Origin of the sequence: Metabacillus herbersteinensis, assembly GCF_042433335.1 — a bacterium.
GTDB classification, from domain to species: domain Bacteria; phylum Bacillota; class Bacilli; order Bacillales; family Bacillaceae; genus Metabacillus; species Metabacillus herbersteinensis.
Genome location: NZ_JBHLVO010000018.1, coordinates 52153 through 64885, shown reverse-complemented (window position 1 = coordinate 64885; position 12733 = coordinate 52153). Strand labels below are relative to the sequence as shown.

At 36.3% G+C, this 12733-nt stretch carries 13 protein-coding genes; 10 read left to right on the top strand and 3 right to left on the bottom strand.

The window, feature by feature from the left end; all coding sequences use genetic code 11:
- Positions 1-11 precede the first annotated feature (11 nt).
- Positions 12-107 carry a VOC family protein gene (locus tag ACFFIX_RS17940; RefSeq protein ID WP_378936412.1) on the top strand — a complete coding sequence of 32 codons (96 nt, stop codon included), beginning with the start codon at positions 12-14 and terminating at the stop codon, positions 105-107.
- Here the strand turns inward: ACFFIX_RS17940 and ACFFIX_RS17935 are convergent.
- Positions 104-364, bottom strand: a complete 261-nt coding sequence (locus ACFFIX_RS17935) for a hypothetical protein (RefSeq protein ID WP_378936410.1) — start codon at positions 362-364, stop codon at positions 104-106. The two genes, ACFFIX_RS17940 and ACFFIX_RS17935, sit on opposite strands and share 4 nt — an antisense overlap.
- A gap of 224 nt (positions 365-588) precedes the next feature.
- On the opposite strand from ACFFIX_RS17935, the gene ACFFIX_RS17930 reads away from it, so the two are divergent.
- The 9 genes from ACFFIX_RS17930 (at position 589) to ACFFIX_RS17890 (ending at position 9072) form a co-directional block, all read left to right on the top strand.
- Positions 589-1692 carry an HD-GYP domain-containing protein gene (locus ACFFIX_RS17930; protein ID WP_378936408.1) on the top strand — a complete coding sequence of 368 codons (1104 nt, stop codon included), beginning with the start codon at positions 589-591 and terminating at the stop codon, positions 1690-1692.
- 306 nt (positions 1693-1998) lie between these two features.
- The gene (locus ACFFIX_RS17925) at positions 1999-2799 is read left to right on the top strand and encodes an SDR family oxidoreductase (RefSeq protein WP_378936406.1); all 801 of its coding nucleotides are present in this window, start codon (positions 1999-2001) and stop codon (positions 2797-2799) included.
- A gap of 150 nt (positions 2800-2949) precedes the next feature.
- Entirely contained in the window at positions 2950-4878 is a 1929-nt protein-coding gene (locus tag ACFFIX_RS17920) for a BglG family transcription antiterminator (protein ID WP_378936404.1), read from the top strand.
- 236 nt (positions 4879-5114) lie between these two features.
- A complete protein-coding gene (locus tag ACFFIX_RS17915; RefSeq protein ID WP_378936402.1) occupies positions 5115-5540 on the top strand; it encodes a transcriptional regulator GutM in 426 nt (141 codons plus the stop codon).
- A 15-nt stretch (positions 5541-5555) separates the two neighbouring features.
- Positions 5556-6101, top strand: coding sequence for a PTS glucitol/sorbitol transporter subunit IIC (srlA, locus tag ACFFIX_RS17910; RefSeq protein WP_378936401.1), 546 nt, complete (start codon positions 5556-5558; stop codon positions 6099-6101).
- 12 nt (positions 6102-6113) lie between these two features.
- A complete protein-coding gene (gene srlE / locus ACFFIX_RS17905; RefSeq protein ID WP_378936399.1) occupies positions 6114-7133 on the top strand; it encodes a PTS glucitol/sorbitol transporter subunit IIB in 1020 nt (339 codons plus the stop codon).
- Between the two features lie 91 nt (positions 7134-7224).
- Positions 7225-7590: a PTS glucitol/sorbitol transporter subunit IIA gene (locus ACFFIX_RS17900; RefSeq protein WP_378936397.1), complete on the top strand. Its 366-nt coding sequence runs from the start codon at positions 7225-7227 to the stop codon at positions 7588-7590.
- 99 nt (positions 7591-7689) lie between these two features.
- On the top strand, positions 7690-8373 hold the full coding sequence (locus tag ACFFIX_RS17895; RefSeq protein ID WP_378936395.1) for a transaldolase family protein: 684 nt from the start codon (positions 7690-7692) through the stop codon (positions 8371-8373).
- Positions 8374-8412: 39 nt separating this feature from the next.
- The gene (locus tag ACFFIX_RS17890; protein ID WP_378936469.1) at positions 8413-9072 is read left to right on the top strand and encodes an HAD family hydrolase; all 660 of its coding nucleotides are present in this window, start codon (positions 8413-8415) and stop codon (positions 9070-9072) included.
- Positions 9073-9324: 252 nt separating this feature from the next.
- On the opposite strand, the gene levB is transcribed toward ACFFIX_RS17890, so the two are convergent.
- Together levB and sacB are read right to left on the bottom strand one after the other, a co-directional pair.
- The gene (gene levB, locus ACFFIX_RS17885) at positions 9325-10854 is read right to left on the bottom strand and encodes a 2,6-beta-fructan 6-levanbiohydrolase (RefSeq protein ID WP_378936393.1); all 1530 of its coding nucleotides are present in this window, start codon (positions 10852-10854) and stop codon (positions 9325-9327) included.
- A gap of 148 nt (positions 10855-11002) precedes the next feature.
- Entirely contained in the window at positions 11003-12466 is a 1464-nt protein-coding gene (sacB, locus tag ACFFIX_RS17880) for a levansucrase (RefSeq protein ID WP_378936391.1), read from the bottom strand.
- Positions 12467-12733 lie beyond the last annotated feature (267 nt).

Sequence of the window (12733 nt, the reverse complement as noted above, 5' to 3'; positions counted from 1 at the left end):
ATCTATAATGCTTGGTTACTAACTTTATTGTTGGAATCAAGAAAGGAAAAGGGGGGTGGATTGTCGATAAGTTCGGCGTTTCATGGCAGCTTAATCTCCCAAATTAACAGGACTTACTCAACTCTATCCTCATTCGATTTCTCCACTCTTTTATGTTTTCGATAGCTGCTTTCTCACCACCTATGTAAATATCATTTATGTTCATTTCCCATGATTTTAATGTACGTTCTCTTTCCATAAGTGGAAGAGGATTTGTAATTTTAACAGAACGACTAGTAAATTGCCGATTCTTCTTCAGAATATAAGCTATTTCCCATTCGTTATCGTACGCATCAATAAATAATGAGACTAAATGGTCCCTCACTATATATTATCGGGATTTTATTAATATTTACATATTTTTATAGAAGTAATAGCCACCAATCCACGTTCTCCATCTCTTTCGGAGAACAGAAACCTCGCCCGATCCCGCTCAAAAGCAAGAAACTGATTGATATTCAATTTGAAACCATCCCTTAGTTCGACTATAATCGACAATAAGAGAAAGTAACCTAAATAGACTTTAGAAAACAGGAGAAATTAAACAAAATGCGGTTAGTTACTTTGGAACGATGTCAGGCAGGAGTTCAATTAGGTAAGCCAATTTACAGTGAAAACGGGAAAATACTATTATCAAAGGGAACTGAGCTAACTGACAGTTTCATAGCCAGATTAAAGAAATTAAATATCTATACAGTTTACATAGATGATGATGCATCTGAAGGAATAGACATTTTAGAATCAATTCCAGTGAAAGTACTTAATGAAGCTACAGCTACCATAACAGAAGGTTTAGGCACACTTTCTGAGTTTAACTTAAGTAAACCAACGCTCCAAGCAATGATTAGGACGGAAAAAGCAGTCGCGAGCTTTCAATCGATCTTTAAAGAAATTATAAACTGCTTAAACGAAAATCGAACGGTTCTAAACTTACTAGCAACAACAAAAATTCACGAAAATCATGTGTATACCCACAGCCTCAATGTATCGATCTACGCCTGTCAGTTGGCAATTGAAAATGGTTTATCACTTAAAGCCATTGAAGAAATTGGTTTAGGAGCCTTATTACATGATTTGGGGAAAATATTTGTCTCACCAGATGTATTAAACAAGCCTGGGAGGTTAACAGAGGCCGAATTTGAACTAATGAAGTCACACAGTGAATTAGGGTTCAACATTCTCAGAAAAGTTCACGAGGTCCCATTAGTTGTCGCTCATTGTGCACTTCAACACCACGAAAGATTGGATGGAGCAGGATATCCAAGGGGCTTAAAGGGTAATGAAATTCATCCTTATGCCAAAATCATGAGTGTTGCAGATGTCTTTGATGCGGTTACGAGCCACAGAGTGTACCGACCTGCAATGCTACCCCATAAAGCAATGGAATTACTCTATGCAGGTAGTGGTACCCAATTCGATACAAATCAACTTAACTTGTTCAAAAATTGTGTTGCGATCTATCCCCAGGGACTAACGGTAAAACTAAACGACGGCAGAACTGGTATCGTCACGAAATACAATTTCCACTCAGTTGGACGCCCTGAGATACGTATTATTCGGGAAAAAGACCAAGAAGTAACGCCGTATGAGATTGATTTATCAAGGAATGGAAATTTAACGTTGGAGATTGTGGAAGCGGATGCGTTGTTGTAGTGAAAATTAGGATTATAGGATGGTTAAGGGATATCGAATGATAGAATCATTCGGTATCCTTTTTGTTTCTATTTTGGACTGATAGGAAGATTGATTTTAGAACTTCACAGGTCCTTTTTTTGTAGTAAATGAATTTTAGTCAAAAGTTCCTTTTTCTCTAATAGATAGAGAGAAGGAATTTTTAAATAATACAGACTATTTCACTTTTTGTGAAAAAGTCTGTATTAATTTATCACCTCAAACTTCTTATACTTAGAACATGATTTGAAAGTGCTTTCATAGTTGAAGGATAGGGAGGAAAAGGGTATGAGTAATTCTTGGCTTGATTTAGAAGGAAAAGTAGCAATTGTAACCGGTGGTGCCTCTGGCATTGGATTAAATATCTCAAAGGAACTAATTAAGAATGGAGCAAAAGTAGTGGTGGCCGATTTGAATGTAGAGGAAGGAAAACAATCAGACGGTTCTTATTTTGTTAAGTGCAATGTAACAAGTAAGGAAAGTGTAGATCAGACGGTTGCTAAAACAGTTGAAATTTTTGGCTCAGTGGATATCCTAGTAAATAATGCAGGGGTGAACCTACCGAGACTTTTAGTTGATGACAAAGGTGAAAAGCCAGAATATGAGTTAAGTGAAAAAGATTTTGATTTTATGGTAGCGGTAAACCAAAAAGGTCCATACCTTTTTGCACAGGCTTCTGCCAAAGAGATGTTAAAGCAAAATAAAGGTGTTATTATTAATATTTCATCGGAAGCTGGCCAAGAAGGGTCTGCTGGACAAAGCTGTTACTCTGCAACAAAAGGAGCGATTATTGCCTTTACTCGTGCGTGGGCAAAGGAATTAGGTAAACACAATATCCGCGTTGTTGCAGTTGCACCTGGAATTATTGAAACAACAGGACTCCGAACAGATGCTTATAATGAAGCATTGGCATATACCAGGGGCGTTACAGTAGATGGGTTGGCAACCGATTACAGTAAATCGATTCCTCTTGGAAGAGAAGGGAAATTAACTGAAATAGGCGATTTGGTTTCTTATCTTGCTTCTGATCGTGCTAGTTATGTTACCGGCACGACTTTAAATATCTCAGGTGGTAAATCCAGAGGTTAATAAAGCTAGAGCTATTAAAGGTGAAGAGCCAGATAAGCCTTAATGGATGTCTACTAGACAGGGAGAATATAAGCGGTCTAATGGCACCAAAATCTTTAATCTCCCTGTAAACTTATACACAAGGCATTCAGTTACAAAGAGGTGATATTAATGGCTGACTTAAGAATGGACGATAGAGTTATTCAGATAATTGAAGTAGCTCGAAAAAAAACCTATAGTTCTTTAGATGATCTCGCAGACACATTGGGAGTCAGTACAAGATCCATACGTAATTATATAAAACAGTTAAACAGTGATTTGGATGGAATCGCTTCATTATTAAAAGATAAAGGTAAGGGCTATCGGTTATATATTGCTGATGAGCAATTGTTCGAGGATTTAATTGAAAGAAATCATTCAGAGGTTGAGGTGTATGATTCACCCAAACGTCGGATTGCATTAATTATCGATAAACTGATAAACCGTGACGAGACTATTACTCTGGATGATATAGCTTTTGAAATGAATATCGGTAGGACGACACTTGTTAATGAATTGAAAAGAGCCTCTGTTGCCTTAGAGACTTATAATTTAACCATTCAAGGGAAGCAAAACAACGGGATGTATCTAAGTGGGAATGAACTTGATCTACGATTCTTTATTTTAGATAACGTATATGACTTTTTATTTAATAGTTATCCTCTAGATCAAGATATTACGGAAGAAATCGTGAGGATTTCCAACCATCGAGATTTGGAATCCACCACACAAATTCGATTAATGCAATTTATCATTGTCATGTTGGATCGTCTTTTGAAAAATCATCCACTTAAAGAGATGAATGAGAAACATTATAAATTATTGAATACGAAGGACTATCAAATTGCTCTAGAAATAGTGGGCGCTATCGAAAGTCAGCTGCCAATTAAAATACCTGAGCCAGAAATCTTGTTTATAACCATTCCGATTGCAGGGAGAAGAACACCAACAAACAATCGGACAATGGCCGAGATCACAGTTACTGAGGATGTAAAAAGACTATTAGAAACGATTGTAGAGCAGGTAGGTTTTCATAAGGGAGTTATTCAAGAAAATGAACTCTTTTTTAAGGATTTGCAATACCATCTAACTTTTATGTTAAATCGTCTATTGTTTGACTTACGATTAAAAAACCCATTGCTAGCTGATGTGAAGGAGAAATATCCTGTCGCATATAAAATGGCTGAGATTGCTGGGCAAGTGATTGAAAGTAAGTATGATCTTAAAGTTTCTGATGATGAACTAGGGTATATAGCCTTTTATTTTGGTGTTTTTATCGCTCAAAGTGATGGTAAAGTAAAGCGCTTACGAAAAGCAGCAGTCATTTGCGGGACAGGAAGAGGAACAGCTAGACTAGTCGCAATTCAATTGCAACGTATTCTAGGTCAAGATACTGACATAGCCTTATATTCGAATGTAGAGGTAACGAAAGAACTCCTTGCTAATTATGATATTGTTTTTTCGACAGTAAAATTAACCTTGGAAACTGACACACCATTAATCATGATAAATGAAATTTTTGACGAAAGCAGTGTTTCAAGAAAAATTGAACAAGTGACCTATATGCAAAACTTTGAGCTAACAGATAATAGCAGTCATAATTCGATTGTAAAGCATTTTATTGTTGAAGATAAATACTTCATTTTAGATAGCTCAAAAAGCTATTATGCAAATGTGAGTAAAATGGTTGATGATTTAAAGGAGCGGGGTTACCTCGACGAAGGTTTTAATGAACGGCTAATTGATAGAGAAGAAAAGGGATCAATGATTTTTGATAATTATATAGCTTTGCCACATACCTTTAATTACAAGTCCGATCGAATGGAACTTGCACTTGGTGTCTTTCCTGAAAAAGTAATCGCTGATGGAAAGCAAGTCAAGTTAGTTTTCCTGTTAGGATTACCCGAACAACAAACTGATAACAGTGAGCATTTACTTGTGAAAATATACGACGAAATCATACGAATAGCTACTGATGAATCATTAGTAGATAAATTGGCTCGCACAACCAGCTATGAGGATGTAAAACAGTATCTTGAACAAGCAAGTAGATATAAATGAACTAATTTGTGATTATTATTCCCGTTGCTATTATTAGTGAAACAAAGATTTCTACTATGGATTTTCAAAAGGAACGCACAATTAGATGGATTGGGAACATGAGATACAAAAGGAAAAAGCGGGACTTGGTTAGAATGATTACGCTAGCTTTCATCACTACAGAAGAAACCGCTCTCTCAATCAAAAAGGAAATAAAAATGGTTAAACAACATGACTAATAGAAAAGAGATGAAGAGATGATTTGGTATTTAATTGTTTTGATAGGCTTAGCGTGGCTTATACAGAGTATTCTTGGCTTTTTCCAAATAAGACATTTTAATAAAAGGTACGCTGAAATGAGATCGATGGGGCGAGTGGCAATTGGTAAGAGAACAGGGATGTTTCGGGCAGGTACAGTCGTTATGTTTTGCATCGATAAGAGAAATAAAATTTTAAAAGCTTCAAAGATGCAAGGCGTTACTGTGTTCTCGCGTGTAAAGGATTTAAACGGATTTGAAGGGAAATACCTTTTGAAAATCTCAGAGGAAGACTTTCAAGGTATTGATAAGTTAACGAGGTTAGCGATTGCCGATGCTCTAAGAAGTTATGACATCATTTCTCAGGGTGGGGAATTGAAAGTAAAAAAAGGCTGGATCGACTATCTAGTACCAAAGAAGAATTAAGAAAAGGGTGAATTTATGGATATTATTATTAATCTAGCTGAAGGTTTTATGAATTTATTCCGACATGGTGGAGAAGTATTTGTGGACCTTGTAACTGGAATTGTTCCACTATTAATCATGTTATTAGTTGCGATGAATTCCCTAGTTCGTTTGGTTGGTGAAGAAAAAGTAGAGAAGCTTGCTAGAAAATCAGGAAAGAATCCGTTCACAAGATATTTTGTATTACCTGCTATTGGTACATTCGTATTGGCGAATCCTATGACATTATCACTTGGTAGATTTTTACCTGAAAAACATAAACCGAGTTATTATGCAGCAGCATCATATTCATGTCATACACACAACGGATTATTTCCACATGTAAACCCAGGAGAATTGTTTGTATTCTTGGGAATTGCAGCTGGGATAACTACCTTAGGACATGACGTTACTGAATTAGCACTTCGTTATTTCTTAGTGGGAATTTTCACAAACTTCTTAAGAGGATGGATAACGGATTTAACGACAGCATATGTTGCAAAACAACAAAACGTAAAACTAAAAGATACAGTTCAATTATAGGAGGTGGAGAAAATGACAATATATCAATCAATTAAGGTATCAAAAGGTGCTGGTGGCTTTGGTGGACCTTTAGTAATAACTCCAACGCTTGAGAAAAATAAAGTTGTTTATATAACCGGTGGGCAAAGGCCAGAAATTGCAGATAAAATAGCCGATCTTACTGGGTGTGAGTTAGTTGATGGGTTTAAAACTTCCGTTCCAGAGCACGAAATGGTATGTGTGATTATAGATTGTGGTGGGACGTTACGTTGTGGGTTATATCCTCAAAAACGAATACCTACAATCAACGTGATGCCAACAGGTCAAAGTGGTCCATTGGCAAAGCATATTACTGAAGATATTTACGTCTCGGGAGTAAAAGCAGAAAATATTCAACTGTCTGAAGGTGCAAGAACACCTCAAACAAATACAGTAACAGAAAGTACGAACGAAAATAATGAAAATAGTATTAATCAACCGAAGTATAGCTCAAAAAAGAAGATAAGTGAAACACATAAGCCAAAGGGATTAATGGCAAGGATAGGAATGGCGATGGGATCAGTTGTAAGCGTTTTTTACCAAGCTGGACGTGATGCAATTGATACAGTACTAAAGACAATTCTTCCGTTTATGGCTTTTGTTGCAATGTTGATCGGAATTATTATTGAGTCTGGTATTGGTGATCTGTTTGCAAAATTCTTATCACCATTTGCAGGTTCAATTTGGGGGTTACTTGTCATCGCACTTGTATGTTCATTCCCACTTTTATCTCCGTTTTTAGGACCTGGTGCGGTTATTGCTCAAGTAGTTGGGACATTAATCGGGGTTGAAATTGGAAAGGGAAATATTCCTGCAAACCTAGCTTTACCTGCATTATTTGCTATTAATTCTCAAGCTGCAGCAGACTTTGTTCCTGTGGGATTGGGTCTGGCAGAGGCGGAGGTTGAAACAGTAGAAGTTGGGGTTCCATCAGTCCTCTATTCAAGGTTCTTGACAGGTGCACCAACCGTCTTTATTGCCTGGTTAGCGAGTTTTGGTTTATACGATAGTTAATATTTTTAAAATAATAGGCAGGATTCTACTACTATCTAGGATCCTGTTTTTATAAGATCGATTCCAATTCTATAATTAAGGAGATTTCACAATGAAAACAAAATATAAAACACAGGTAAATAATATTGGTCCCTCAGTAGTAGATTTTCTTGGTGAGAAAATGCTTATCCTTTTTGGAGAAAATGCTCCAGCTGAATTAGCTGAATACTGCTTGTTAATCACTATTAATGATGTTGAAAGTACCATAGATAGTGGAGACACATTACAAATTGGTGAAAGAGAATACAAAATTACAGCTGTAGGTGATGCTGTAAAGAAAAATTTAACAAGTCTTGGACACATTACATTAAAATTCGATGGTTCTCAAACTCCAGAGTTACCTGGGACACTTTACTTGGAAGATACGGATATTGGTGAAGTCGAAGCTGGAGATCTTATTCGGATTTTTGCAAAATAACAAAGGATGATAGCTTAACTTTTGATGGGTCTTGTTGATAGGGGACAGTAAAAGTAATGTTATTGCCTTATTTTTTTCTATAGAGGAGGAGTGGAGCTTTTGCAATTAGTTATTGATTCAGCTAACATTGAGAAAATAAAAAAATTAAACGAATATTTCCCGATAGATGGGGTAACAACGAACCCTAGTCTCATTGTAAAAGAGCGAAAACCATTTTTGCCATTATTAAAAGAAATACGAAGTGTTATTGGTGATGAAAAAGAGTTGTTTGTACAAACCATCGCTAAAGCAGCAGAAGATATAGTGGAGGAAGCCCGTTTTATTTGTGACACATTATCTGGAAATGTGATAGTGAAAGTTCCTGTTACCAGTGAAGGAATTAAAGCAATAAGACTACTAAAGGATGACAGCATTCGAACATTAGCTACAACAGTATACACTCCAATGCATGCATTTTTAGCCGCTAAAGCTGGTGCTGAATATGTAGCACCCTATGTTAATCGAATTGATAACCTAACGGGCAATGGGGTCAATGTTATATCTGAAATAATACAGATTTTTTCACAACATAATCTACCGTGTAAAGTATTGGCAGCAAGCTTTAAAAATGTTCAACAAATACACAATGTTTGTTTAGCAGGGGCTCATGGAGTGACTGCTTCTCCAGAATTAATCGAATTATTGATTGAAAACCCTTCAGTCGAAGCAAATGTGATGCAATTTAGAAAAGAATGGCTTGATCAGTTCGGTGAGGAAATTGTTAACCTACTTTCTACAAAATGATTTTACTTTAATTCTAAAGGAATGGAAGGTGATAACGTGATAAAGGCGGTTATTTTTGACTTTGATGGATTAATTATTGATACAGAATTCGCACTTTATGAGGCTTTTTGTGAGTTGTTAAAAATTGATCCTAGTGAACTACCAATTAACGAATATGGATTTTACATTGGAACGGATTCTAGTGATCTATATGACTTTATTTTGAGCAAGGCAAATATATCAATGACCCATGAAGAAATAATCGAAAAATCATCTGTTTTACACAAGGAAAAATTGAAATATCCTATTGCTCGTGATGGAGTTGAAGATTACTTAAAAGAAGCAAAAAGTAAGGGATTAAAAATTGGTTTAGCATCTAGTTCTGATAGAAAATGGGTAACACATTTTCTATCAGAACTCGATCTACTCGAATATTTTGATGTCATTCAAACAAGAGATGATGTAGAGAAAGTAAAACCAGATCCAACCTTATATCGAAATGTGATCACCCATTTCGGAATAAAACCATCCGAAGCAATCGCATTTGAAGATTCTGTAAATGGTTCTAAAGCGGCAATAGGAGCAGGAATAAATTGTGTCATCGTCCCTAATAAAATTACCGTAAATCTTGAATTCGAAAACTTTCATATGAGGATAAACAGTATGAAAGAAAAAGAACTTTCTAAAGTAATTGAAATTATCGAAATGTTGTATGTTTAAAAAAATTTGGTTGGAAAGTCGATCAGTTCGGTGTTTCATGTCAGCTTAACCTTCCAAATTGATAGGTTAGAGAGAGAAGCACGGATACATTTTCGTGCTTTTTATTTTTTTCCTCTGTCTGTTGATAGATTTGTCAACCTTGTATGACAAGGGCTGAAGTTATGAAATTTAACCGTATAAAAAGGAAACAAAAATAATTTCGATTCATTTAATCTTCAAGTTAATCTCCCCAATTGCCCGCCACACCTCAGTTCAATTGATCGAACCGAGGTGTTTGATTTTAACGTTGTTAAAGATCGCTTTGCCGCCCTCAGAGAAGAGGGTGATTCCTTTATCATCAGATTCCGGGAATATTAAACTTGAATATGCGACCTTTCCATCATCCACAAAAACTTCAATACTTGTTTTATCAACGAGGATCTTCAAGTGAACAAGTTGCTTACTAGCATCAAATGGTGCACTACTTTCAATATATTGATTCCTTTTGTCAGGTTGTTCTGTAAAAGCTCGATTGACATAAGAGTATTTTTCTCCTACAAAAATTCCTACGTCAACGTGGCGTTTTTGATCTGCTGATTCTCGAAGTCTTAAGCCTAGATTATTGATCTCTGACCAAGAGATATCCGTCTCTAATTGATAGACATCACCTGTTACATCAAGTGTTTCGGAACCATTCACTTCGATTTGTTCATAATAATCCGTTGAATTAGTCAATTCATTCAATCCTTCAATAGGCTGTGAGACTAAATGATAGATAGTGTCGCCTTCATGCTTTAGTTCAATTTGACGAACAATGGAGTCCATTCCGTTAAAATCTTCTTGTAGCGTCGGGGTATTATGAGCATAATCCCAATTATTCATCCAAGCGAGAGCATAACGTTTGTTGTATTTATCGTTTTCTGTTCCATCTTCAAACGTTACGCCACCATACCAATCGAAGCCATAATCTAACCATTGCGGTTCATTGTGATCTGGGATGAATTCCATTCCATCAAAGTTTCCAGTCCAATAGGCGTAAGTGTTCGGTTTACCAATCGATTTCCCATTTGCGCTAACACCTAGTACCCATTTTAATGTCCCGTCATCTGCACGCATCACATAAAGATCTGGGCACTCCACAAGTCCGATATTTTTCGGAAAGAAACTACTCGTATGATGCCAATCCTTTAAATTGTGAGACTCATAAAAACCTATTTTTGTTCCTTCTGCCATGACCATTATCCATTTATGATTACTGTCATCCCAGATAATTTTCGGATCTCTAAAATCCTTTGTGCCTGGATTTGGCATGATAGGATCGTCACTGTAGGAGGTAAACGTTTTTCCCTTGTCAGTACTGTACCATAGAAATTGTTCCTGTTTGCCGCCATCCATAGAGGGCTGTGTCACAATCGCCACAAGGGTGTCTTTTCCAAATCCTGCTGTATTTTCCTCGTCCACAACGACTGATCCCGACCATGGATCACCATTTTCATTTGTATATTTCGGAATGGCTATTCCTTCATCAGTCCAGTGCACTAAATCCTCTGATGTTGCATGCCGCCATTCTGTTCCATTTCCATTCGGATAATCCCCATTATAGAGGTAATAGTAATGATACTTTTCATCAAAATAAATCGGCCTCTGAGGATCGTTTTTCCATTTTTCGGGCGTAGTGAAATGGTAGTTAGCTCGATACGATTGCTCTTCAGGCTCCACTGTTGGTTCCCGCGATTTAGAGTCTAAATGGGCTAATAATCCGATAATCGTAACGATAAATAATCCAAGTAGTAATAAACCCAACAGCTTAAATCCTTTCTTATTAAAAAGTATTTTGTTCAAGTAGATTCACCGCACTTTTGATTTATTTTAGTAAAGAAAAAAGAAAATGCCAACGTACTGACATTTTCCTTTTTCAACATTCCCCGCTAAAATATCGGATAACATTAGATTATTCGTTATGCGTTATTTGGCCTTGTTCAAGAATACTATCTTCTACAACCGATGTTTTCTTCCCTTTAATGTTAAGTGAGAAGCTTGGCGCAAAGGTAGATTTATGGTCTTCAAAATATCCTCTATTTGTCATATAACTTGTTATAACTACATTATCACTATCCTTTTGCGGGATTGCATAGTGAGCGTATGACCAAGTAATATCATTAGGATCAAGATCTTGGTGTAAGACAATTCCGGTTTCATTTAAAGGTTTGTAAGGTCCAGTTAAAGAATTTGACACGTAACCTAACATGTAAATATCTTGATCATCAATTCCATCAATGGTCATTTTTGATCCTCTTGCACTTGTGAATAAGTACCATTTTCCATCCTTTTTAAAGATGTTCGGACGTTCAATTTCATCTGTTATCGTATTCGATACAATCAACGGTTTCATTTCGTTTTTCAACGTATAATCATCATTGATTTCAATGATACCTAGTGCACCGTTTGCTAACGTAGCTAAATCCTTTTTAGGGCTTTTTAAAAGTTTACTTTTTTCATCTTGGAAGAATTTATTGCTATTGCCATAGTATGCACTATTGTATAGCGATTCCTCACCTTGGTAACCATATTCTGTCCCAGTATTCGCTTCAAACACAAGGTATTTACGACCTTTGTCTTCAACATAGTGAGGATCTCTTAGTGTATGATTATCCGCGAAGTTCCCTTCACCGAAAGCTTTATCAACTGTTTGATAGACTGAGCTGTCTCCACCTTCATAGATCGATTTGTAATCTTCGACGCCGTCCACTTTTAGTGTTTTAGCATCTGGTTCGGAAAGATTTACTTGAGCTGTTGTTAAGGTTTGTTTACCGTAATGCCCAGAATCTGGTGTAAACGCTTCGCGATTTGTATAGAATAAGCGAACCTCTCCATCAGATGTGAAGGTTGCAGAACCAGACCACTCTTCTGATTGATGTTTTAAATAAGGATCGTTTGGCACGTTTTTATCACCATCATCAAATACTCTACCAGCATTTTTCCAAGCATCAATCGATGTTTCGCCTACTTTTTTGTAGAACATGTAAATAAACGTGTCACTTGCATCTTTAGGTTTTCCAGCTAATCCAAAAACGATATGATATCCATTATATTCTGCCACTGTTCCATCAGCGTTTTGTAATGGCCAGGTATCCCACACATCTAAATCGATTTTGTTACCTGATTCATCATACTTTATTGCTGAAGGAATATTTTTTATTGTTGATTCGTCGAACTCGGGCACTGTATATTTTGAATCGCCATGTTGATCAATCATTTTGTGCATGTCTGAACGAGTGATTTGTGAAGTGTCATACGTTTCTCTGTGATCTAATGTGTCTTTTTGTTTCGCAAAAGTTGATCCACTACCTCCTAATAATATAGCTGTACTAAGCGTTACTACTGTTGCTTGTTTTGAAAGCTTGTTAAAATTCATACTCTTTCTTCCTCCTATAATCTATTTTAGTGAGATAAAAAGACTTGCGAGTGGTACGGTTACTTTTTGTGTGAATAATAGAAAACTAGTAACAGTCCCACCGTGTTTGATCTACAAATAAAATTATAGGTTAATCCTGATTCTATGGACATGGCATATATTGATTGGAATTTAGTCTTATATTGATCTGGTGGTTTTTGACAGGTCAATAAAAAAAATTGCCCCAACAAGGAGGCAAAAAGTGTAGTAATTATTTATTGATAAAAA

What these genes read in the sequence shown, in the direction of transcription:
- srlE (WP_378936399.1), top strand. Translation starts at nt 6,114, where the DNA reads ATGACAATATATCAATCAATTAAGGTATCAAAAGGTGCTGGTGGCTTT.
- ACFFIX_RS17915 (WP_378936402.1), top strand. Translation starts at nt 5,115, where the DNA reads ATGATTTGGTATTTAATTGTTTTGATAGGCTTAGCGTGGCTTATACAG.
- ACFFIX_RS17925 (WP_378936406.1), top strand. Translation starts at nt 1,999, where the DNA reads ATGAGTAATTCTTGGCTTGATTTAGAAGGAAAAGTAGCAATTGTAACC.
- srlA (WP_378936401.1), top strand. Translation starts at nt 5,556, where the DNA reads ATGGATATTATTATTAATCTAGCTGAAGGTTTTATGAATTTATTCCGA.
- ACFFIX_RS17900 (WP_378936397.1), top strand. Translation starts at nt 7,225, where the DNA reads ATGAAAACAAAATATAAAACACAGGTAAATAATATTGGTCCCTCAGTA.
- sacB (WP_378936391.1), bottom strand. Translation starts at nt 12,466, where the DNA reads ATGAATTTTAACAAGCTTTCAAAACAAGCAACAGTAGTAACGCTTAGT.
- ACFFIX_RS17930 (WP_378936408.1), top strand. Translation starts at nt 589, where the DNA reads ATGCGGTTAGTTACTTTGGAACGATGTCAGGCAGGAGTTCAATTAGGT.
- ACFFIX_RS17920 (WP_378936404.1), top strand. Translation starts at nt 2,950, where the DNA reads ATGGCTGACTTAAGAATGGACGATAGAGTTATTCAGATAATTGAAGTA.